General features: G+C 69.6%; 19 protein-coding genes and 1 pseudogene. 11 read left to right on the forward strand and 9 right to left on the reverse strand.

Going from position 1 to position 21,246, the window contains the following annotated elements; all coding sequences use genetic code 11:
* The 3 genes from R6V09_RS06215 to R6V09_RS06225 all read left to right on the forward strand — a co-directional run.
* Positions 1-2,835, forward strand: a 2,835-nt coding sequence (locus R6V09_RS06215; RefSeq protein ID WP_317880312.1) for a molecular chaperone Hsp90, incomplete at its 5' end; no start/stop codon positions are given.
* 123 nt (positions 2,836-2,958) lie between these two features.
* Complete coding sequence (locus R6V09_RS06220; RefSeq protein ID WP_317880313.1) at positions 2,959-3,738, forward strand: calcium-binding protein; 780 nt, start codon at positions 2,959-2,961, stop codon at positions 3,736-3,738.
* A gap of 205 nt (positions 3,739-3,943) precedes the next feature.
* Positions 3,944-4,885 carry a hypothetical protein gene (locus R6V09_RS06225; RefSeq protein ID WP_317880314.1) on the forward strand — a complete coding sequence of 314 codons (942 nt, stop codon included), beginning with the start codon at positions 3,944-3,946 and terminating at the stop codon, positions 4,883-4,885.
* 116 nt (positions 4,886-5,001) lie between these two features.
* On the opposite strand, the gene R6V09_RS06230 is transcribed toward R6V09_RS06225, so the two are convergent.
* Both R6V09_RS06230 and R6V09_RS06235 read right to left on the reverse strand, forming a co-directional pair.
* Positions 5,002-7,398, reverse strand: coding sequence for a cation-translocating P-type ATPase (locus R6V09_RS06230; RefSeq protein WP_317880315.1), 2,397 nt, complete (start codon positions 7,396-7,398; stop codon positions 5,002-5,004).
* Positions 7,399-7,511: 113 nt separating this feature from the next.
* Positions 7,512-7,799, reverse strand: coding sequence for a DUF2530 domain-containing protein (locus tag R6V09_RS06235; RefSeq protein WP_317880316.1), 288 nt, complete (start codon positions 7,797-7,799; stop codon positions 7,512-7,514).
* A 132-nt stretch (positions 7,800-7,931) separates the two neighbouring features.
* Between R6V09_RS06235 and R6V09_RS06240 the strand changes: the two genes are divergently transcribed.
* On the forward strand, positions 7,932-9,326 hold the full coding sequence (locus R6V09_RS06240) for an NCS2 family permease (protein WP_317880317.1): 1,395 nt from the start codon (positions 7,932-7,934) through the stop codon (positions 9,324-9,326).
* An 18-nt stretch (positions 9,327-9,344) separates the two neighbouring features.
* Here R6V09_RS06240 and R6V09_RS06245 read toward each other — a convergent pair whose 3' ends face one another.
* Together R6V09_RS06245 and R6V09_RS06250 are read right to left on the reverse strand one after the other, a co-directional pair.
* Positions 9,345-10,400 (reverse strand): phage baseplate protein, encoded by a 1,056-nt coding sequence (locus R6V09_RS06245; protein WP_317880318.1) that lies wholly within the window; start codon positions 10,398-10,400, stop codon positions 9,345-9,347.
* Between the two features lie 90 nt (positions 10,401-10,490).
* Positions 10,491-10,673, reverse strand: coding sequence for a ribbon-helix-helix protein, CopG family (locus R6V09_RS06250; RefSeq protein ID WP_019072528.1), 183 nt, complete (start codon positions 10,671-10,673; stop codon positions 10,491-10,493).
* A 154-nt stretch (positions 10,674-10,827) separates the two neighbouring features.
* On the opposite strand from R6V09_RS06250, the gene R6V09_RS06255 reads away from it, so the two are divergent.
* Together R6V09_RS06255 and R6V09_RS06260 are read left to right on the forward strand one after the other, a co-directional pair.
* Positions 10,828-11,265, forward strand: coding sequence for a MarR family winged helix-turn-helix transcriptional regulator (locus tag R6V09_RS06255; protein WP_317880319.1), 438 nt, complete (start codon positions 10,828-10,830; stop codon positions 11,263-11,265).
* A 24-nt stretch (positions 11,266-11,289) separates the two neighbouring features.
* The gene (locus R6V09_RS06260) at positions 11,290-12,660 is read left to right on the forward strand and encodes an MFS transporter (RefSeq protein ID WP_317880320.1); all 1,371 of its coding nucleotides are present in this window, start codon (positions 11,290-11,292) and stop codon (positions 12,658-12,660) included.
* Positions 12,661-12,709: 49 nt separating this feature from the next.
* Here R6V09_RS06260 and R6V09_RS06265 read toward each other — a convergent pair whose 3' ends face one another.
* A complete protein-coding gene (locus R6V09_RS06265) occupies positions 12,710-13,234 on the reverse strand; it encodes a GNAT family N-acetyltransferase (RefSeq protein WP_317880321.1) in 525 nt (174 codons plus the stop codon).
* A gap of 109 nt (positions 13,235-13,343) precedes the next feature.
* Between R6V09_RS06265 and thpR the strand changes: the two genes are divergently transcribed.
* Positions 13,344-13,901: an RNA 2',3'-cyclic phosphodiesterase gene (thpR, locus tag R6V09_RS06270; protein WP_317880322.1), complete on the forward strand. Its 558-nt coding sequence runs from the start codon at positions 13,344-13,346 to the stop codon at positions 13,899-13,901.
* A 194-nt stretch (positions 13,902-14,095) separates the two neighbouring features.
* Here thpR and R6V09_RS06275 read toward each other — a convergent pair whose 3' ends face one another.
* Together R6V09_RS06275 and R6V09_RS06280 are read right to left on the reverse strand one after the other, a co-directional pair.
* Entirely contained in the window at positions 14,096-15,091 is a 996-nt protein-coding gene (locus tag R6V09_RS06275; RefSeq protein WP_317880323.1) for an aldo/keto reductase, read from the reverse strand.
* A 44-nt stretch (positions 15,092-15,135) separates the two neighbouring features.
* Positions 15,136-15,678, reverse strand: coding sequence for a Uma2 family endonuclease (locus R6V09_RS06280; RefSeq protein WP_317880324.1), 543 nt, complete (start codon positions 15,676-15,678; stop codon positions 15,136-15,138).
* Between the two features lie 146 nt (positions 15,679-15,824).
* Between R6V09_RS06280 and R6V09_RS06285 the strand changes: the two genes are divergently transcribed.
* Positions 15,825-16,580: a Stf0 family sulfotransferase gene (locus tag R6V09_RS06285; protein WP_317880325.1), complete on the forward strand. Its 756-nt coding sequence runs from the start codon at positions 15,825-15,827 to the stop codon at positions 16,578-16,580.
* A gap of 142 nt (positions 16,581-16,722) precedes the next feature.
* Here R6V09_RS06285 and R6V09_RS06290 read toward each other — a convergent pair.
* Positions 16,723-17,388 (reverse strand): annotated as a pseudogene (locus R6V09_RS06290) (SGNH/GDSL hydrolase family protein); the annotation flags it as partial.
* A gap of 78 nt (positions 17,389-17,466) precedes the next feature.
* Between R6V09_RS06290 and R6V09_RS06295 the strand changes: the two are divergent.
* On the forward strand, positions 17,467-18,477 hold the full coding sequence (locus R6V09_RS06295; protein ID WP_317880327.1) for a WD40 repeat domain-containing protein: 1,011 nt from the start codon (positions 17,467-17,469) through the stop codon (positions 18,475-18,477).
* Here the strand turns inward: R6V09_RS06295 and R6V09_RS06300 are convergent.
* Positions 18,448-19,266: a TetR/AcrR family transcriptional regulator gene (locus R6V09_RS06300; protein WP_317880328.1), complete on the reverse strand. Its 819-nt coding sequence runs from the start codon at positions 19,264-19,266 to the stop codon at positions 18,448-18,450. The genes R6V09_RS06295 and R6V09_RS06300 overlap by 30 nt on opposite strands.
* 101 nt (positions 19,267-19,367) lie before the next feature.
* Here R6V09_RS06300 and R6V09_RS06305 point away from each other — a divergent pair, with 101 nt between their 5' ends.
* Complete coding sequence (locus tag R6V09_RS06305; protein ID WP_317880329.1) at positions 19,368-20,360, forward strand: ATP-binding cassette domain-containing protein; 993 nt, start codon at positions 19,368-19,370, stop codon at positions 20,358-20,360.
* An 8-nt stretch (positions 20,361-20,368) separates the two neighbouring features.
* Complete coding sequence (locus tag R6V09_RS06310; protein WP_317880351.1) at positions 20,369-21,229, forward strand: ABC transporter permease; 861 nt, start codon at positions 20,369-20,371, stop codon at positions 21,227-21,229.
* Positions 21,230-21,246: the final 17 nt, after the last annotated feature.

Genomic DNA, 21,246 nt, shown 5'->3' on the forward strand with positions numbered 1-21,246 from the left:
GTCGAATCGCTCTCCACCCTCCGCGCGTCCGCCAAACGCGACGCGGGCGACAGCGCCGTCGGACGCTTCGGGGTCGGGTTCGCCGCCGTCGTCGCCGTGACCGACGAACCCGCCCTCGTGGGACGGCACGGCGGTGTCCGCTGGTCCCTCGCCGAGGCCCGCGAACTCGCCGACGAGACCGCCCGCCACAGCCCGAGCCTCGGCACCGAGATCCGCCGCCGAGACGGCCACATCCCCCTCCTCCGCCTCCCGTTCGCCGCCGTGGGCAGCGCCCCCGACTCCTACGACACGGTCGTCATCCTCCCGCTGCGCGACACCGCCGCCGAGGACCTCGCCGAACGCCTCCTGAACGCCGTCGACGACGCGTTGCTGCTCGCCCTGCCGGGGCTGGTGGAGGTCGTGATCGAGGTGGGGGACCAGGCCCCGCGCAGCCTCACGCGCCGCACCGTCGGCGCCGACACCGTCGTCGACGACAGCCGCGACGGAACCACCCGCTGGCGTACGGCCGACGCACACGGCGACCTCGCCAAGGAACTCCTCGCCGACCGGCCCGTCGAGGAGCGGCTGCGGCCCTACTGGTCCGTCACCTGGGCCGTGCCCGTCGACGCCGACGGCACCCCGGCCCACCCCCGTACCAGCCCCGTCGTGCACGCGCCCACGCCCAGCGACGAACCCCTCGGCGTACCCGCGCTGCTCATCGCCTCCCTCCCGCTCGACACCACCCGCCGCCACGCCGCCCCCGGCCCGCTGACCGACTTCGTGGTGGAGCGCGCGGCCGACGCCTACGTCGAACTCCTCGCCGCCTGGCGGCCGGTGACCGCCGGCATCATCGACCTCGTGCCCGGCCCGCTGGGCAAGGGCGAACTGGACGGCACCCTGCGCCAGGCCATCCTGGAGCGGCTGCCGCGCACCTCCTTCCTGCCGCCCGCCGTCGAACCCCCCACCGACGACTCGGAGTTGCCCGAGTCGCTACGGCCCCGGGACGCCGAGGTCGTCGAGGGCGCGGGCACCGACACCGTGCGCGTCCTCGCCGAGGTCCTCCCCACCCTCCTCCCCGCCGGCCTCGAACGACGCGTGGAACTACGGACGTTGGGCGTCACCCGGGTCCCCCTCGCCGACGCCGTCGACCGGCTGGCCGGCCTGGAGAAGGACCCCGACTGGTGGCGACGGCTCTACGACAGCCTCGCGGGCGTCGACCCCGACCGGCTCTCCGGGCTGCCCGTACCGCTCGCCGACGGCAGGACGACGATCGGACCCCGCCAAGTCCTCCTCCCCACCCCCGACTCCGCCCACGTCGAACCCGAAGTCCTCGCCCGGCTCGGGCTCAAGGTCGCCCACCCGGACGCCGCACACCCCCTCCTGGAGAAGCTCGGCGCGCTGCCCGCCACGCCCCGCGCGGTCCTCACCACACCCCAGGTACGGGCCGCCGTGGCCGCCTCCCTCGACGACGAGGGCGGCGCCGTATGGGACGAACCCACCCCGGACGCCGAGGAGTTGGCCGACACGGTGCTCGCCCTCGTCCGGGACGCGGGCCTGGAACCGGGCGACGAACCCTGGCTGGGCGCGCTCGCCCTGCCCGACGAGGAGGGCGAACTCGCACCGGCAGGTGAACTCGTCCTCCCCGGCAGTCCGTTCGCCCAGGTGATGCGCGAGGACGAACTTGCCTTCGTGGACGCGGAGTTGGCCGACCGCTGGGGCGAACAGCCCCTCGCCGCCTGCGGAGTTCTCGCCACCTTCGCCCTCGTCCGGGCCACCGACGTGGTCCTCGACCCGGACGAACTGGAGCCCCGCGACAGCGACTTCGCCGAACCCGACGACCCCGGCCTGCTGGACTCCGTGGACGTGTGGTCGGAGGACGTCCTCGACCGCTTCCCCGACACCCCTGTACCGCCCGTGGCCACCGAACTCGTAGCGGTCCGCGACCTCGACCTCGTCGACGACGACCGCTGGCCCCAGGCACTCGCCCTCCTCGCCCAGCCCCCACTCCGCGACGCGATCACCCAGCAGGTCCGCATCCTGCTGCCCGACGGCTCCTACGAGGTCGTACGGCCGTACACGGCCTGGTGGTTGCGCGGCCACCCGGTACTCGACGGCCGCCGCCCGGCCGGTCTGCTGGCCGCCGGCGGAGACCCACTCCTCCGCGGCCTCTACGACGAGGCCGACGCGACCGGCTTCGACGACGAACAGGTGCTGCGGGCACTCGGCGTACGCACCTCCGTCGCCGCCCTCCTCGACGAGCCCGGCGGTGCCGCCGAACTCCTCGACCGCCTCGCCGACCCGGACCGCGAGGTCACCGGCGCCCAACTGCACGCCCTGTACAGCGCGTTGGCCGACCTGGACCCGGAACAGGTCACCCTGCCGGACGACCTGCGCGCCGTCGTCGACGGCGAGGTGACGGTGGTGGACGCCGCGGACGCCGTGGTCGTCGACTCACCCGACCTGCTGCCCTTCACCGCCGGCGTCCCGCTCCTCCCCGTCCGTCCGTCCCGGGCCGCCGAGCTGGCCGAACTCTTCCAGGTCCGGCGACTGAGCGAGTCCGTCACCGGCGAGGTCACCTCCGAGGGCACCGAGCACGACGTACCGGAATCCGTCCGCGTCCTCCTCGGACCGCTCACCCCCGCGACCTACGTCGAGCACGAGGAGCTCGTCGTGGACGGCGTCGAGATCGACTGGCGCCGCACCCGCGACGGCGTGCTGCACGCCTCGACCCTGGAAGGCGTCGCCGCCGGACTCGCCTGGGCGGCGGGCCAGTGGCCCCGGCGCTTCGAGGTGGCCGCGCTGCTGGAGGACCCGTCACGGACGGAGGAACTGGCCCGGGACCGCTGGTTCGACTGAGCGGGGCGTGATCTTCACGGGCCTCGCGGAAATCTTCCACGAGTCGTACAACCATTCCCTTTCGTCGCAGGTCTGACTGCTGAGCCAACTGGCTCCACGATCACTTCTGTAACTGGGGAATCCATGCGCATTCGTGCCACCCTCGGCGTCGTCACCGGCGCCCTGGCCCTCTCTGTCTTCGCCGTTCCTGCCGCGCAGGCCGACGAGGTCCAGGGGGACACCACGATCTCGGGCGTCGTGGTGAATGGCGGGAAGCCGGTCGTCGTCAGCGCGACCGCGAAGAAGACCATCACTGTCAGCTTCACCGTGAAGGACGCCTCGGGCGTCGGCTGGGCGCAGGCCATCCTGTACCACGGTGCCGACATCGAGTCCTCCGACACCGGTTCGGTCGCCAACAGCAGCGACCACCGCTCGACCTGCACCACGGTCAACGCCACGACGTCGACCTGCAAGGCGACCTTCGACCTGGAGCCGGGCACCGAGGCGTTCAACTTCGCGGCCGGCGGCTGGAAGGTCTGGGCGATCGCCACGGGCAAGGACAACGACTACGTCCAGAAGGACAACGCGAAGAGCTTCCAGGTCCAGCGTCTGTCGAAGCTCACGGCCAACGCTGCCCCGGAGCCCGTGAAGAAGGGCAAGACCATCACGGTCACCGGCAAGCTGACCCGCGCGAACTGGGACGCCGGCACGTACTCCGGTTACTCGACCCAGCCGGTGAAGCTCCAGTTCCGCAAGAAGGGCGCCAGCACCTACACCACGGTCAAGACCATCAAGACCAGCTCGACCGGCGCCCTGTCGACCACCGTCAAGGCGACCGTCGACGGCTACTTCCGCTACAGCTTCGCGGGCACCTCGACCACCCCGGCCGTCAACGCCGCCGGTGACTTCATCGACGTGAAGTAACCCCGGAGACCGGCGGAGTCTCCGCGCTTCACCATCAGTTCGCAATACCCGCACAAAGTCTTGATCCGCCGTACAACCCTGACCACCCGTCACGGATCAGATCACGTGAGCCAACAGGCTCCGCCATCACTTGGGCCCCGGCGCCGACGACGAGCCGTTCGGAACGACCAGCGCGCTGGGGCCCCTTTCTCCACTTGGGGAACGCATGCGCATAAGCGCCACCGTGGCCGCCGTCTCCGGCGCCCTGGTTCTCTCCGCTTTCGCCGTACCGGCCGCGCAGGCCGCGGGCTCCGACGCCGGCTCGTACCGCTCGGACGTCGCGAAGATCCGTGCAGCCGTTCACGCGGCCTCCGGCCAGGCCAAGCTCAGCAGCTCCACCGCCACCACCGACGACCCCGCGCCGTACGCCCTGGACGTCACCTTCTCCAACATCAAGGTGCACAGCGGCAAGCCGATCGTGGTCGGTGCCTCCGCCCATGTCTCCGTGCCGGTCACGTACACGCTGACGCACGGCGTCGACGTCGACATCACCGCGGCGGACTTCCTCAGCGGCCCGGTCATCTACAAGGGCACGTTCACCGATCCGTCCAACGCGGTCTTCGGCGACAAGGAGGGCACCTGCACGGCCACCTCCACGACCGTCGCCTCGTGCAAGGCCACCCTCGACTTCTACCCGGGCGACGGCGACCTGGCGAACGTCGACGCCGGTGCCTGGAAGGCCGGCGGCCTGGCCATCGCGTACAACGGCCAGGACCCGGACAGCAGCACCTTCGACATCACCAAGGTCGGAGTCGCCCAGCAGGGCGGCTTCGCTTCCCCGAACGTGCAGCGCCTGTCGAAGCTGACGGTCAACGCCGCCCCGGAGCCGGTGAAGAAGGGCAAGACCATCACCGTCACGGGCAGTCTGACCCGCGCCAACTGGGAGACCAACAAGTACGCGGGTTACTCGACCCAGCCGGTGAAGCTGCAGTTCCGCAAGAAGGGCGCCAGCACCTACACCACGGTCAAGACCATCAAGACGAGCTCGACGGGCAGCCTGAAGACCACCGTCAAGGCGACGGTCGACGGCTACTTCCGCTACAGCTTCGCGGGCACCTCGACGACCCCGGCGGTCAACGCCACGGGCGACTACGTCGACGTGAAGTAGTAAGTACCAAAGGCAGCTGCCGCGTCCCTGAGAACAGGGGCGCGGCAGCTGCCTTTAGGGGCGCGGGGAACTGCGCGACCAGCCACGACGCACCCGCACCCGAACGACGACCCTCTCTAAACCGACCCCCGCCGATCGACCACTCTCCACGCCACCTCCAGCAAAACCCCCGCCACCCCCGAAATCCCCACCGCAACCCACGGCATGGTCACCCCCACCAGCTTCAACGCGAAGAAGTGCTGCAGCCACGGCACGACCAGCACCACCACGAACGCCGCCCCCATGGACGCCACCAGCGCGATCCGCCACCACGTGTACGGCCGGGCGATGATCGCCAGCACCCACATCGAGATCAGGAACAGCGTCAGGGTCGCCGCACTGGTCTCCGCCCCCAACGACCCCTTCCCCGTGTAGTAGTGACGGGCGATCAGATACGTCACGAAGGTCGCCGCCCCGGCGATCACCCCACCCGGGATCGAGTACCGCATCACCCGCCGCACGAAGTGGGGTTGCGCACGCTCCGTGTTGGGCGCCAGCGCCAGGAAGAACGCGGGGACGCCGATCGTCAGGGTCGACAGCAGCGTCAAGTGCCGCGGCAGGAACGGATATTCGACCCGCCAGCACACCACCAGCACCGCCAGCAGCACCGAGTAGACCGTCTTGACCAGGAACAGCGTCGCCACCCGCGTGATGTTCCCGATGACCCGACGCCCCTCCGCGACCACCGAAGGCAACGTCGCGAAGCTGTTGTTGAGCAACACGATCTGCGCGACAGCCCGGGTCGCCTCGGACCCCGACCCCATCGACACCCCGATGTCGGCGTCCTTGAGGGCGAGTACGTCGTTGACACCGTCCCCGGTCATCGCGACCGTGTGCCCGCGCGACTGCAACGCCCCCACCATGTCCCGCTTCTGCTGCGGAGTGACCCGCCCGAACACCGTGCCCTCGTCCAGGGACTTCGCCATCTCCTCCTGATCCGAAGGCAGTTGGCGCGCGTCGACGACCTGCCCGGTGAGCCCCAGCTTCCCGGCCACCGCCCCCACGGACACCGCGTTGTCCCCGGAGATGACCTTCGCGTGCACATCCTGCTCGGCGAAATAGGCCAACGTCTCCGCCGCGTCGGGCCGCAACCGCTGCTCCAACACCACCAGCGCCGTCGCCGAAGCCCCCCGCGCGACCCCGGGATCGTCCAGCTCACCCGCGACCCGGGCCAGCAACAGCACCCGTAGCCCCTGCTCGTTGAGCCGTCCGGTCTCCGCCAGCGCGGGATCGTCGGCGGCGAGCAGCACATCGGGCGCCCCTAGCAACCACGTGCTCGACTCCCCGTTCCCCTCACTGAACGACGCCCCGCTGTACTTGCGCGCCGAGGAGAAGGGCAGTGACTCGACGCACCGCCACTCCTCGCTGTCCGGGTAGGCGGTGATGATCGCCTGAAGGGACGCGTTGGGCCGAGGGTCCGACTCTCCCAATGCACCCAGGACTTTGCGTACGTACGTTTCGTCCGCCCCGCCGAGCGGACGCAGCTCGGTGACGTCCATGCCGCCCTCGGTGAGCGTTCCCGTCTTGTCGAGGCAGACCGTGTCGACGCGGGCGAGGCCCTCGATGGCCGGGAGCTCCTGGACGAGGCACTGTTTCCGGCCAAGTCTGATGACCCCGATCGCGAAGGCCACCGAGGTGAGGAGGACGAGCCCCTCGGGAACCATCGGCACGATCCCGCCGACCGTCCGCGCGATCGAGTCCTTGAACCCGTGCTGCTTGACGACGAGTTGGCTGATGACCAGGCCGATCGCGGTCGGGATCATCATCCACGTCACGTACTTGAGGATCGTGGAGATACCGGTCCGCAGCTCGGAGTGGACGAGCGTGAACCGCGAGGCCTCCTCGGCGAGTTGGGCGGCGTACGCCTCACGCCCCACCTTCGTCGCCTCGAACGCGCCACCGCCGGCGACCACGAAACTCCCGGACATGACCGCGTCCCCCGGCCGCTTGACGACCGGATCCGCCTCACCGGTGAGCAGCGACTCGTCGATCTCCAGACCGTCGGCCTCGACGCACTCCCCGTCGACCACGACCTTGTCCCCGGGCCCGATCTCGATGAGATCCCCGAGCACGATCTCGGACGTGCTCACCGCCACGGCGCCCCCGTCCCGCCGTACGGTCGGCTTCGACTCGCCGATCACCGCGAGGGAGTCGAGGGTCTGCTTCGCCCGCCATTCCTGGAAGACACCGATCCCGGTGTTGGCGAGGATCACGTACCCGAACAGGCTGTCCTGCACCGGCGCCACGAACAGCATGATCAGCCAGAGCACACCGATGATCGCGTTGAACCGGGTGAAGACGTTGGCACGGACGATCTCGCCGAGGGACCGGCTGCTGCGCACCGGGACGTCGTTGACCTCCCCGCGCGCCACCCGCTCCGCGACCCCTGCGGCGGTGAGTCCACGGGCCCGCGCGGCGGGGATGGGCACGGGGTGCACCGGGTCGAGTTCGGCGCCCGCGTCGGTGTGCGTCATGCATTCGACGGTACGTGCGGATTTACGGCTTCACCCGCCGAGTGCCCGGAAGATCCGACCAGGGGAGGACGGCGGGCGGGGCGGAGTGATGCCGTGGTTGTACGGGGGTGTCGTTACTCGGCAGCAGTCGGCGCCGAGGCGTCCGCCGCGCCCTCGGAGCCCGCCGCGCGCTTGAGGGCGGCGTCGCGCCCCCGGACGTACCAGATGCCGATCAGCCCGAGCCCGCTTCCGGCCAGGCAGGTCCACAGCCACCACAGATGGCCGTGGTCGTCGAACCAGCCGTAGAAGGGGAGCTGTACCAGGAAGAGGACGAACCAGAGGATCGTGCCGCCGATGATGGTCGGGACGATCGGGCCCTCCAGGGGCTCCGGTGCCTCGTGTGTCGGTGTCCACTTCGCCATGCCCCCAGCTTACGAGGCGACACAAGGCCCGAAGATCTCCACGTGTCTACGCGCGGAGATAGCGCCTGACGTCTTCATATGTTCATACTGAAACGGTTTCCGTCTGTCCACTTCTGCTCGTAGGAACATCCAATGCAGACCGCCCTCGACCGCTACTTCAAGATCTCCGAACGGGGCAGCAGCCTCCCCCGCGAGATCCGGGGCGGGTTCGCCACCTTCTTCGCGATGGCGTACATCATCGTGCTGAACCCGATCATCCTCGGCAGCGCCAAGGACATGTACGGGCACCACCTCGACAACGGCCAGCTGGTCACCGCCACCGCCGTCACCGCCGCCTTCACCACCCTCCTCATGGGAGTCATCGGCAACGTGCCGATCGCGCTGGCCGCCGGACTCGGCGTGAACTCCGTCGTCGCCCTCCAGCTCGCGCCCCGCATGACGTGGCCGGACGCGATGGGCATGGTCGTCCTGGCCGGCCTGGTCGTGATGCTGCTGGTTGCCACCGGGCTGCGCGAGCGCGTCATGAACGCCGTGCCCTACGGCCTGCGCAAGGCCATCGCCATCGGTATCGGCCTGTTCATCATGCTGATCGGGCTCGTGGACTCCGGGTTCATCACCCGCATCCCGGACGCCGCCCAGACCACCGTCCCGCTCCAGCTCGGCGCCGACGGTCACCTCAACGGCTGGCCGGTCCTGATCTTCATCCTCGGCGTGCTGCTCACGCTCGCGCTGATCGTCCGCAAGGTGTCCGGCGCGATCCTGATCTCCATCGTCACGATGACCGTCCTCGCGGTGATCGTGAACGCGGTCGCGACGATCCCCTCCTGGGGTCTGACCACCCCGAAGTGGCCCGGAAACCCGGTCGCCACCCCGGACTTCGGCCTGATCGGCAAGTTCAGCCTGTTCGGCGGCTTCGGCAAGGTCGGCGTGCTGACCGGCGTCCTCTTCGTCTTCACGGTCCTGCTGTCGTGCTTCTTCGACGCGATGGGCACGATCATGGGCATCAGCGACGAGGCCAAGCTGACCGACGGCGAGGGCAACATGCCCGGCATCAACAAGGTCCTCTTCGTCGACGGCATCGCGGTCGCGGCCGGCGGCGCCAGCTCGTCCTCCGCGACCACCTGCTTCGTGGAGTCCACGGCCGGCGTCGGCGAGGGCGCCCGCACCGGCTTCGCCAACGTCGTCACGGGCGCCCTGTTCGCCGTAGCACTGTTCCTCACGCCCATCGCCACGATGGTCCCCTCCCAGGCGGCCACCCCCGCCCTGCTCGCGGTGGGCTTCCTGATCCTGGCGGGCTCCGTCAAGGAGATCGACTGGGCCGACCACACGATCGCCATCCCGGCCTTCATCACGATGGTGATGATGCCGTTCACCTACTCGATCACCAACGGCATCGGCATGGGCTTCATCACCTTCGTGGTGCTGCGCCTGGTGGCGGGCCGGGGCCGCGAGGTCCCGGTGCCGATGTACGTCGTCGCGGCGGTGTTCGGGTTCTACTACCTGATGCCGGCCCTGGGCCTGACGTAAGGCCCGGGGCCGACCGGCTCAGGACACGAAGTCGCTCTTGTAGAACACGCTGGCGTCCAGGGTGTCCGGATCCCCGCTGGTCTTCGACGAGAAGCCGAAGGCGAGCCGGGGCGCCCCGGAGGCCAGCCAGATCGCGGTGCCCTGGGCCTCGCGCCCCGGCAGGGAGGCGCCCGCGGTGGTCTCGAACTTGTCGTAGTACGAGCCGCCGCTGTCGTTCAGGTCGAGCGTGACCAGGTACGAGGGGCCGCCGGGGCCGCCGTAGAGGAGATACGCGTACTGCCCGCACAGGGTGATGCCCTGGAACTGGTCGGCGGTGGTGAGACCGAGCTCGTCGTTGTTCGGGATGGCCCGCTCGACGAGCCGGTAGCCGTCGCTCAGGCGACCGGCGACGGCGTCCGCCATGTCGAAGACGGCCAGGCGCCACACCCTGGAGGCGGAGTCGCTGGTCGCGTAGCGGATCAGCAGCCGGTTCGTGTACGGGTCGATCGCGGGCCGGGGCAGCTTGACGAAGCTGGAGATGGTCGGCGTGCGGTCGTAGATCGTGATCGAGGGAGCGGTGTACTCCAGGGTCAGCCCGTCGGTGAACCGGAAGCGGGACAGCTTCTCGCCGGCGCCGTTGTCGTCGGAGTCGCTGCCCTCGATCCACAGATAGGGCGTCGTGCCCGAACCCGTCGGCTCGACGCCCATCGAGGAGCCGTGGCCGAACCCGTGCAGAGCCATCGTGCCCAGCACGTTCCCCGAGAGGTCGGTCTGCGAGATCCACAGGTCGCCGTTGTTCCCGGCGCTGTCGCCGATGCGGTGCTGGGCGAAGTAGACGCGGCTGTTGACGTTGTCGTAGGCGAAGGACTGCATCGCCCAGTACGGCTGGTGGAGGGTGGCCCGCCAGATCGGGTTGCCGCCGCTGCCGGACAGTGAGAAGTGGTTCGAGGTAGCCACGGTGGCCGAGGCCGTGCCCGCCGCCACCAGCGGGGCCGCCGTGCCGACCACGGCCGCGCCGGCGAGTCCGGCTCCGCCCCGCAGGATCTGACGTCTGTTCGGCCCCCGCCGGTTTCTGCCGGATATCCCGTCGATCATGGGTCACAACCCCCTGCCCTCGGCCGGGCGGGTGCCCGGCATGAAGGGTTGACCTTATGTGAACGGGAGTTGACGTCGCATCGGATTCGGTCAGGTACGGCCGTAGAACTTCTCGGTCTCTTCCACGGCGGTCTGGAACCGCTCGTCGAAGTCGTCCCGAATGAGCGTCTGGACGACATAGTCCTGGACGCTCATCCCCCTTTTCGCCGCATGGTGTCGGAGCCGCTCAAGCAGCTCCCCGTCTATCCGCAGGCTGAGCACGCTGGTCCCCATGAAGACGAGAGTCGGGGGCGGTCACCGCCACCGTGTCACGTTCCGCTCCCGGGTCACTCATATGGGTGATGGAAGGGTTCAGTGGCCGGAGTCACGGGAATCTCGGCGTGTTCCCATTGGTCTTTAGCGAGGGTAATGAGTTACGCTAAAGAACATGCCGGACCTAACCCATGGCGACGACGTTGCCGCCGTGAACTCCCTGCGATCAGCCGTGATGCGGTTGTCCCGTCGACTCAAGCACCAGCGGGTCGACGAGTCACTCAGCCCCACCGAGATGTCGGTGCTCGGCACCCTGTCCAACTGGGGCGCCGCCACACCTGGCGAGCTGGCTCGAAAGGAGCATGTGCAGCCGCCCTCGATGACCCGCATCGTCGCGCTGCTCGAAGCCAAGGGCCTGGTCCGGCTGGAGCCGCACCCCGAGGACCGGCGCCAGAAGGTCGTCACCAAGACCGAGCAGGCCGAGGCGATGCTCGAAGAGAGCCGCCGCAAGCGCAACGCGTTCCTGGCCGGCCTGGTCGAAGGCCTCGACGAGGACGAGTGGGCGAAGATCGTCGCCGCCGCCCCCGTGCTGGAGAAACTCGCACATCTGTAAACCCGTCTATGTAGGAGCGACCTTTTGAGTTCGGGACCCGGAGCAGACTCCGCCCCCGCGCCAGCCACCCCCGACTCCCCGCCCACCCCTGATACCACCGGCACCACCGGCAAGTCCTCGATGTTCAGCTCGCTGAAGATCCGGAACTACCGCCTGTTCTTCATCGGCCAGGTCGTCTCCAACACCGGCACCTGGATGCAGCGAATAGCCCAGGACTGGCTGGTCCTCAGCCTCACCGGCTCCTCCGCCGCCGTGGGCATCACGACCGCCCTCCAGTTCCTGCCGATGCTCCTCTTCGGGCTCTACGGCGGTGTCCTCGTCGACCGGCTGCCCAAGCGCCCCACCCTCCTCGTCACGCAGACCGCGATGGCCCTGACCGGCCTCGCCCTCGCCTTCCTGACCCTCTCCGGCCACGTCCAGGTCTGGCACGTCTACGTCGCCGCCTTCGCCGTCGGCCTCGCCACGGTGGTCGACAACCCGGCCCGCCAGTCCTTCGTCTCCGAGATGGTCGGCCCCGAGCAGCTGCAGAACGCGGTCAGTCTCAACTCGGCGAACTTCCAGTCCGCCCGCCTGGTCGGCCCCGCCGTCGCGGGCGTCCTGATCACCGGCGTCGGCACCGGCTGGGCGTTCCTCTTCAACGGCCTGTCGTTCGTGGCGCCCCTGGCGAGCCTGCTCCTCATGCGCAACCGCGACCTGAAGGCCGTGGCGAAGCGCGCACCGCGCGGCAAAGGCCAGCTCCGCGAAGGCCTGCAGTACGTCGCCGGCCGCCCCGACCTGATCTGGCCGATCGTCCTCGTCGGCTTCATCGGCACCTTCGGCTTCAACTTCCCGGTGTGGCTGTCGGCCTACGCGGACGACATCTTCCACGCGGGCGCCGGCGCCTACAGCCTCTTCAACACCCTGATGGCGGTCGGTTCGCTGGTCGGCGCCCTGCTCGCCGCCCGCCGCGGCACCACCCGCCTGCGCGTCCTGATCGCGGCGGCGGCGGCCTTCGGCCTGCTGGAGATAGTGGCCGCCGTGGCCCCCTCCTACTGGCTGTTCGCCCTGCTCATGATCCCGATCGGCATCGCCGGCCTGACCGTCAACGTCACGGCCAACACCGCCGTCCAGATGGGCACCGACCCGGCCATGCGGGGCCGCGTCATGGCCCTGTTCATGATGGTCTTCATGGGCGGTACGCCGCTGGGCGCACCGATCGTCGGCTGGATCACGGACGCCTACGGCCCCCGGGTGAGCTTCGCCCTCGGCGGAGTCATCGCGGCCGTGGCCGCCGCCACGATCGGCCTGGTCCTGGCCCGCATCGGCGACCTGCGCCTGTCCGTCGGCTGGAACCACGGCCACCCGAGCGTCGCCTTCGTCCCGCGACAGCGGGAGCAACTGGCCACGGCGGTATGACAGTTGTGGCGTGAGAGTTATCGCGTGACTGGCCCGGAGGGCGTGCGTGTTACACCCTCCGGGCCAGCACCTGTCCCGGCCACTTGTCGTCGCCGACCGTGAAGGCCTCGGTCGCCGTGAACCCGTTGCTCTCGTAGTAGGCGACGAGCTTGCGGTCGTCACCCGCGTAACAGTCCACCCGCAGCAGGGAGATCCCGGCCCGCCTGGTCACCTCCGCCGCGTGCGCGAGCAGCGCGCTGCCGACGCCGTAGCCCTTGAACTGCCGGTCGGAGGCGAGGAGATGGACGTACCGCTCGGGCTCGTCGACGGCTTTGATGTACGACCCCGGAGAGTCGGTGAGCGTCAGCGTGCCGGCCGGGACGCCGTCGACCTCGGCGATGAAGGGCGAGCCCTCCGCCACATACCGCTCCACCATCGCCACGGCCTTCGGATTCTCCGACCACGGCTTGGTACCCCACTGCCCGGTACGCCCCTGCGCGACAAGCCACGCCACCGCGCTGTCGAACATGCCGAGTATCGCGGGGATGTCGTCGGGCCCGCCGTCCCTGATGCTGATGCTGGTGTCGGTCTCCATCGCAGCAGGCTAGAGGTCCGCATTGGCTGTGCGCTGGACTAACCGCACAGGTCCATCAGACCGGTTAGTCCAGGGCACACACGTTGAGCAGTAGTGGAAGGCTGCCTCCATGAGACTCTTCGCGGCGCTGCTGCCGCCCGAGGACGTACTGGCCCAACTCGGCGCGGTGGTCGACGAGTTGCAGGTCCTCCCGGGTGCGGACGGCCTCCGCTGGACGAGCCGCCGGGGATGGCACTTCACGCTCGCCTTCTACGGCGAGGTCGACGAGGACGTCGTACCCGAACTGTCGGCCGGCCTGGCGCGGACCGCGCGCCGGACCGAACCGTTCGGGCTGACGGTGCGTGGGGGTGGGCAGTTCGGGGACGGGCGGGCGCTGTGGGCGGGGGTGGAGGGCGATGTCTCGGCCCTACGACAGCTCGCGGAGCATTGTGAGGAGGCTGCGGTGGCGGGGGAGCACCGGCGGTACCGCGCCCACCTCACCGTGGCGCGCAGCCGGGAGGCCACGGACGTACGGCCGTATCTCGACCGTCTCGACGACTTCGCGGGCCGTCCGTGGACGGTGGACGAGCTGGTCCTCGTCCGCAGCAACCTGCCGAGGTCCGGGGTGTCGGGGGAGCAGCCGCGGTACGAGGCGGTCGGCCGCTGGGGGTTTGGCGTGGGCGGTTAGGCTCGGGTGCGTGGACCCGAAATTCCGGAACCGGATCATGGCCGGTGCGCTTGTGTTGTTGTTCGTTGTCGTGGGGCTTGCTGCGGCGCTCGGTAAGTGAGGACTGGGGAACTGCGGTCGAATTTCGGCTGCGGGCCGAGTGTGGCTGGTCGCGCAGTTCCCCGCGCCCCTGAAGGGGCGCTGCCCTCACGCTGCTACCAGGCGAAGGCCTCCGGCGACGGGCCCGGCCCGGGGAAGATCTCGTCCAGCGAGGTGAGGAGTTCCTCGCTCAGTTCCAGTTCTACGGCGCGCAGCGCGGAGTCGAGTTGCTCGGCGGTGCGTGGGCCGACGATCGGGCCGGTGATGCCGGGGCGGGTGAGGAGCCAGGCCAGGGCGGCTTCTCCGGGTTCGATGCCGTGCTTGTCGAGGAGGTCCTCGTAGGCCTGGATCTGGGCGCGTGAGGTGGGGTTGGCGAGGGTGTCCGCGGCCCGGCCGCTCGCCCGGCGTCCGCCCGAGATCTCCTTCTTGATGACGCCGCCCAGCAGCCCGCCCTGGAGCGGGGACCAGGGGATGACCCCGAGGCCGTACTCCTGCGCGGCCGGGATGACCTCCATCTCGGCGCGGCGCTCGGCGAGGTTGTAGAGGCACTGCTCGGTGACGAGACCGATGGTGCCGCCGCGGCGGGCGGCGATCTCGTTCGCCTGGGCGATCTTGTAACCCGGGAAGTTGGAGGAACCGACGTAGAGGATCTTGCCCTGCTGGATCAGGGTGTCGATCGCCTGCCAGATCTCCTCGAAGGGGGTGGCGCGGTCGACGTGGTGGAACTGGTAGACGTCGATGTAGTCCGTCTGCAGCCGCTTGAGGCTGGCGTCCACGGCGCGCCGGATGTTGAGGGCGGAGAGCTTGTCGTGGTTGGGCCAGGCGGGGACGCCCTCGGGGCCCATGTTGCCGTACATCTTGGTGGCGAGGACCGTCTTGTCGCGGTGGTCGGGGCTTTTGGCGAACCAGTTGCCGATGATCTCCTCGGTACGGCCCTTGTTCTCACCCCAGCCGTACACGTTGGCGGTGTCGAAGAAGTTGATGCCGGCGTCCAGCGCCGCGTCCATGATCGCGTGACTGTCCGCCTCGTCGGTCTGCGGACCGAAGTTCATCGTCCCGAGGACGAGCCGACTGACCTTGAGACCTGTGCGTCCGAGCTGCGTGTACTTCATGAGTACCTAGCCAACGACTTCGAGCGCGCTCTATGCAAGGGGGGTCAGTCGCGGGGGAACTCGTCGGTGGTGAGGGTGAGGCCGACCACGGTGTCGGTGAGATCCATGTCGTCCCCGAACGCCACCTTCGTCTCGGTCGTGTAGTCGTCGCCCTTGGGGTGGGTGTAGATGTGGCAGCGGCCCTGGTACGGGTCGGCGATGACGTAGACGGGGACCTCGGCGAGGGCGTACGCGGCCTTCTTCGGGCCGTAGTCGTTGGCGGCGGTGCCCTTGGAGATGACCTCGGCGACGAACTCGACGTCCTGGTGGCGCCAGCCCCCGCCCTCCGTCTTCTCGGCACCCTCGGTCATCACCGTCACGTCGGTCGCGAATCCGTTGAGGTGACCCGGGTAGTCGATACGGACGTCGGACTTCACGCGCTTCCGGGGGTACTTGGTCCGTAGCTGCTCGTAGATGTCCGCGATGATCTCCCAGTGGGTGTCCTCCTGCGGTGACATGGCGACGGTCCCCTCGACGATCTCGACCTTGTAGCCCCCGGGGACGGGCATGCCCTCAAGACGCTCGAACAGGGCATCAAGGCCGGTCATCGTGGCGCTCCTCCCCGGCTGCCCATTGCTAGGTGCAGCCGCGCGGTACAGCGACGCGCACGGTGACCGCGGTACGTAGTGATCACGCCATCGTCACCGTCGTTATCCGGTTGCCGCCCCCACTCCCACCCCGGACCCTGTTCCCCGTGACCCACCCCACGGACACGGACACGTACTTCATCTGCGCCACCCCCCGAACCGGCAGCTCCCTCCTCCTCGGGCTGCTCGACTCCACCGGAGTCGCCGGGCACCCGCAGGCCTACTTCCGGGTGCCGGACGAGGTGGCGTGGTCCGAGAGGTGGGGCATCGCGCATACGCCTCAAGGGGCCCTGGACTACGGCGACTTCGTGCGGGCCGCGCTGGCGGCAGGCCGGACCGGCAACGGGGTCTTCGGGGCCAAGCTCATGTGGGGTACGCACGCCGAACTCACAAGTCGGCTCGCGTGCCTGCATCCTGACCTCGCCGGGGACGAACCGCGCCTGCTGGAGCGGGAGTTCGGCCGGGTGCGGTTCGTCCGGCTGTGGCGGGAGGACGTACTCGCACAGGCCGTGTCATGGGTGCGCGCCGAGCAGACCGGTGTCTGGTTCGTCGGTGGGAAGGGCGAGGTCGGCGGAGGTCGGGCCGTCCACGCCGGCGGTCGGCCCTCCTACGACCGCGACGCCATCGCCCGCACCATGCGGACGATCGACGAGCACAACGTCGGCTGGGAGCGCTGGTTCGAGGACTACGGCATCGAGCCGCACCGCATCCGCTACGAAGACCTGTCCGACGACCCGTCCGCCGTCACCCTCCGCGTGCTCGGTCACCTCGGTGTCGGGCTCCCCGCCGGACGGCACATCACCCCCAGCCATCACCGCCAGGCCGATCACCTCAACGAGGAGTGGATCGCCCGGTATCGGTGACTGGCAGCGGGTCCTACCTGGACCTGCGCGAGGACCGGCGGGACGGCCTTCCACCCGAAGCGCGGGGGTGCGCCGGGCCGCCACCCGTGCCGGTGATCAGGTCGTCCGAGCCGTCGTAATCCCCGTAATCCCCGTAATCCCCGTACTCCCCACCCAACCCCCACGCCTGATGCATCGCCCCCGCGAACGCCCCCGCGATCCGGTGCTCGCCGGAGGCGTTCGGGTGGGTGCCGTCGTATGTGTCGTGGTTGACGTCGTACGACTCCGGGAGGGAGGCCAGGAGGATCGGGGAACGCGGGTCGTCCAGGTCGGCGACCGCCTTGGCCTGGAGTTCGCTGAAGAGGGCGACCTCGGCGGCGAAGGGGGCGTCCGTCTGGGCGCGGACGTTCGGGATGACCGGCAGGAACACCATGCGGACGGACGGCTTCGCGGCGCGGGCCTCCGCCACGAAGGCGCGCACGTTGTCGGCCGTCTGCGCCGCGTTCGTGTAGAAGCCCAGGTCGATCAGGCCGAGGGAGACGAGGAGCACGTCCGCCCGGTGTGCGCGTACCGCCTCGCCGATCAGGGGGGCCATGTGCAGCCAGCCCTCGCCCCACCCCGCGAGGTGGAAGTGCGGGAAGCCGGGGTCGGCGTACTCGTACGACGTGGGCGTGTCCGTCGCCTTGTCGTACAGCGCCTCGCGCGGGCCGACCACGGCGAACGGGCCGCCGTAGGTCGCGCGCAGGTGCTGCCACATCCGGTAGCGCCACGTGTGTTCGCCCGCGCTCCCGATCGTCATGGAGTCGCCTACGGGCATGAACCTGAGCATCCGCTCATGATGGACGATCGGCGGCCGATCGCTGGAGCCGGTGGGGTGTGAGGCCTGCCACGATGGCAGGCTTGGGGCATGCGTCGCTTCCTCGCGTTCCTCGGCTCCGGCTTTCTCGTCGGCGCGCTCGCCCTGCCCGCAGCAGCAGCGACGGCGGCAACCGCCGACGACGGTGGCGGCAAGGGCGACAAGGGGTTCACGATCACGGACTCCCGGATCACCGAGTCCAGCGGCCTCGCCGCCTCGCACCTCCACCCCGGCATCTACTGGACGCACAACGACAGCAACGACGGCCCGTACATCTACGCCGTCGACAGCGCCACCGGCAAGACGGTCGCCACGGTCACCTTCAGCGGCGTCGGCAAGCCGCGTGACGTCGAGGCCATTTCCATCGGGCCGGACAACCAGATCTACGTCGGTGACATCGGCGACAACCTCGACGGGACCTGGCCCTACGTCTGGATCTACAAGCTGCCCGAGCCGAAGGTGCTCAAGGACCAGACGATCCGGGCCACGCAGTACGTCGTGAAGTACTCGGACGGGGCGCGGAACGCCGAGTCGCTGGTCGTGCACCCCAAGACCGGGCGCGTGTACATCATCGACAAGAAGGAGGACGGCGGGCACCTGTTCGAAGGGCCGGCCAAGCTCTCCTCCTCCGGCACCAACTACTTCAAGCCCGTCGCCTCCGTGGACCTCTGGGCCACCGACGCCGCCTTCTCGCCGGGCGGCCAACAGCTCGCCGTACGCGGCTACTTCGGCGGTATCTACTACGACTGGAACGGCGGCAGGATCAAGCGAAAAGGGCGCCTCGACGTGCCGTTGCAGGGGCAGGGGGAGTCCGTCAGCTACTCGGCGGACGGCACCAAGCTCATGTACGGGAGTGAGGGCACCGACAGTCCCGTACAGGCGGAGGACGCGCCCGAGGGAGCCACTTCCGCCTCCAAGTCACCTTCCGGGAGCGGGAGTTCGGCGAGTGGTGGCGATGGTGGCGGCGGTTCGGGGAACAACGTGAAGGTGGGCGCGGTGGCCGTCGTGGTCGTCTTCGGGGCCGTGCTCGGGCTACGGCGCCTCACCCGTCGTCGTAGCTGAGCCGTAGCTGAACTCCGTTGCCCCGCACCGCCGTTGGACCAGTTCCTCCAGTCCGTCCAGGATGCGGGCGAGCCCGAACTCGAAGTGGTCGAAACCGGCGGTGAAGGTGTCGGGGGAGAGGGACGCGAGGGTCGGGTAGGCGCCGGTGGCCATGGCCTTCTCCAGGGCCGGGACCTGGGCGCCGTAGAACTCCGCGTCGGTCAGGCCGGTGGAGCGGGCCGCCTCCTCCTGGTGGACCTGGGTGCGGGCGGCCCCGACGACATAGCCGTCGACCATCACGACCGTCGAGACGAGTTCCGGGTCGGTCAGGCCCATCGGGCGGATACGGCCGAGCAGGTGTTCCAGGGTGGCGAGGGCGCGCGGGCCGAGCAGCGGGCGGGACTGGTTGACGCGCAGCAGCCAGGGGTGCCGGCGGTGGACGGCGAGCGCGTCGCGGGCGGCGGTCTCCAGAGCGGTGCGCCAACCGGCGGCGGTGGCTTGGGTGTTCGGCCGGTCCGGGAAACGGACGCGGTCCAGCATCAGGTCGAGGAGTTCGGCCTTCCCCGGGACGTACCGGTACAGCGACATCGCGCCCGTGCCCAGATCGGTGGCCACGCGCCGCATGGAGACCGCGTCGAGCCCCTCCTGGTCCGCGATGCGGATGGCCGCGTCCACGATCCGGTCGACGCTCAGGCCCGGCTTCGGGCCGCGGCTGGGGCGGGGGCCGGTGTCCCACAGCAGTTCGAGGGTGCGGCCGATGTCACCGCTGCCGCTGGAATCCTGACCGCTGTTCGCCGGCCTGCTCGTCATGGGGGGAGTCTAGGTCCGGGGACGAAAACCGAGTACACCGTACGCGTAATCGGATACGGTGCACGCAGTTCGGGAGGGAGAGAGGGAGGGAGGAGGGATCCATGAGTCACGGATACGTCGTGGAGGCCGAGGCGCTGGAGAAGCGCTACGGCGACAAGCGCGCCCTCGACGGCTTCGACCTCGCCGTCCGCGAGGGCACCGTGCACGGCCTGCTCGGCCCGAACGGCGCCGGCAAGACCACCGCCGTCCGCATCCTCTCCACGCTCGTCCGGCTCGACGGCGGCAAGGCGACCGTCGCCGGACTCGACGTGGCCCGGCAGCCGCGCCAGGTGCGCTCCCGGATCGGGCTCACCGGCCAGTACGCGGCGATCGACGAGATCCTCACCGGCCGGCAGAACCTGGAGATGTTCGGCCGCCTCTTCCATCTCGGCCGCAGGCGGGCCAAGTTGAGGGCGACCCAACTCCTGCGCCAGTTCGATCTGGAGGCCGCCGCGGACAAGGGCGCGGGCGGCTACAGCGGTGGCATGCGCCGCCGACTTGACCTCGCGGCATCGATGATCCTCGCCCCGGCCGTCCTCTTCCTGGACGAACCGACCACCGGCCTCGACCCGCGCAGCCGCGGCGAAGTCTGGGAAACTGTAAGGGAGTTGGTGGCCGACGGCACCACCGTCCTCCTCACCACCCAGTACCTGGAGGAGGCCGACCGGCTGGCCTCCCGCATCACCGTCATCGACCAGGGCCGGGCCATCGCCGACGACACCCTCGACGGCCTGAAGAACCGCGTCGGCGGTGACCGCGTCGAGGTCGTGGTGCGCGAACCGGCCCACATCCCGTACGCGTTGCAGGCGGTCGCGAGGGTCGCCCACGGCGGCGAACCCGAGGCCGACATGGGGGAGTTGCGGGTGCACGCGCCGGTGGCCGACCGGGTGGGCTCGCTGACCGAGGTCGCCCGATACCTCCAGCACTACGGCATCCCGGTCGAGGACATCGGCCTGCGCCGCCCGAGCCTGGACGACGTGTTCCTACGGCTGACGGGCCGCCGTACGGAGGAAGAACCGGTGCCGGACCCGGAGATCGAGGAGGCGGTGGCGTGAGTGGCGGTGTGTCGACGGCGGACGGGACCGGGCGGACGTACCGCAGACGACCGCAGCACGGCCGGCTCTTCTGGACGGTCGCCGACTGCTGGAACGTCGTCCGGCGCGGCCTGACCCACTACCGGCGCCAACCGGTCAGCATCCTCTGGCAGTTGGGCTTCCCGATCCTGTCGGTGCTGCTGTACGGGTACGTCTTCGGCAAGGCCATCCAGGTGCCGGGCGGCGGCGACTACAAGGCGTTCCTGATGCCGGGGATGTTCGTGATGACCGTCGCCATGGGGTTCGTCTCCACGGCGACGATCTTCGTGAACGACTCCAAGAAGGGCGTCATCGACCGGTTCCGCTCCATGCCGATGGCGCCGTCCGCGGTGGTGGCCGGACGCGGTGCGACCGATCTGATCGTGTCCTGCGCGGAGTTGGGCATCATGATGGCCACGGCGTACGGCATGGGCTGGCGCCCGGAGTTCGGCACGGGCCCCTTCCCGGGCTCGGCACTCGGCTTCGCGAAGGCCGTCGTACTGCTCCTCTCCCTGCGCTTCGCGCTGATCTGGGTGGGCGTCTGGCTGGGGTTGCTGCTGCCGGGCCCCGAGCAGGTGGGCGGCCTCTTCGCGATCGTCTTCCCGCTGACGATGATCTCCAGCATCTACGTCTCCCCGCAGCAGATGCCCCACTGGCTCGGCCAGGCCGCCCTCTGGAACCCCCTCTCCTCGACGGCCGGCGCCACCCGGGCACTCTTCGGCGCGCCGACCGCGCGGGGTGCGTCATGGCCGGAACAGCACGCGCTGCTGCTGGCGGGGGTGTGGCCGGCGGCGTTGACGCTGCTGTTCCTGCCGTTGGCTGTACGGAGGTTCCGCAGGCTCAGCCGGTAGCTGTTCGTCAGGGAGGA

This window comes from Streptomyces sp. W16 (genome assembly GCF_033194735.1).
GTDB lineage: Bacteria > Actinomycetota > Actinomycetes > Streptomycetales > Streptomycetaceae > Streptomyces.

Coding starts and splice junctions, on each gene's coding strand:
- R6V09_RS06220 (WP_317880313.1), top strand. CDS start 2,959: ATGCGCATTCGTGCCACCCTCGGCGTCGTCACCGGCGCCCTGGCCCTC.
- R6V09_RS06225 (WP_317880314.1), top strand. CDS start 3,944: ATGCGCATAAGCGCCACCGTGGCCGCCGTCTCCGGCGCCCTGGTTCTC.
- R6V09_RS06230 (WP_317880315.1), bottom strand. CDS start 7,398: ATGACGCACACCGACGCGGGCGCCGAACTCGACCCGGTGCACCCCGTG.
- R6V09_RS06235 (WP_317880316.1), bottom strand. CDS start 7,799: ATGGCGAAGTGGACACCGACACACGAGGCACCGGAGCCCCTGGAGGGC.
- R6V09_RS06240 (WP_317880317.1), top strand. CDS start 7,932: ATGCAGACCGCCCTCGACCGCTACTTCAAGATCTCCGAACGGGGCAGC.
- R6V09_RS06245 (WP_317880318.1), bottom strand. CDS start 10,400: ATGATCGACGGGATATCCGGCAGAAACCGGCGGGGGCCGAACAGACGT.
- R6V09_RS06250 (WP_019072528.1), bottom strand. CDS start 10,673: ATGGGGACCAGCGTGCTCAGCCTGCGGATAGACGGGGAGCTGCTTGAG.
- R6V09_RS06255 (WP_317880319.1), top strand. CDS start 10,828: ATGCCGGACCTAACCCATGGCGACGACGTTGCCGCCGTGAACTCCCTG.
- R6V09_RS06265 (WP_317880321.1), bottom strand. CDS start 13,234: ATGGAGACCGACACCAGCATCAGCATCAGGGACGGCGGGCCCGACGAC.
- thpR (WP_317880322.1), top strand. CDS start 13,344: ATGAGACTCTTCGCGGCGCTGCTGCCGCCCGAGGACGTACTGGCCCAA.
- R6V09_RS06275 (WP_317880323.1), bottom strand. CDS start 15,091: ATGAAGTACACGCAGCTCGGACGCACAGGTCTCAAGGTCAGTCGGCTC.
- R6V09_RS06280 (WP_317880324.1), bottom strand. CDS start 15,678: ATGACCGGCCTTGATGCCCTGTTCGAGCGTCTTGAGGGCATGCCCGTC.
- R6V09_RS06295 (WP_317880327.1), top strand. CDS start 17,467: ATGCGTCGCTTCCTCGCGTTCCTCGGCTCCGGCTTTCTCGTCGGCGCG.
- R6V09_RS06300 (WP_317880328.1), bottom strand. CDS start 19,266: ATGACGAGCAGGCCGGCGAACAGCGGTCAGGATTCCAGCGGCAGCGGT.
- R6V09_RS06305 (WP_317880329.1), top strand. CDS start 19,368: ATGAGTCACGGATACGTCGTGGAGGCCGAGGCGCTGGAGAAGCGCTAC.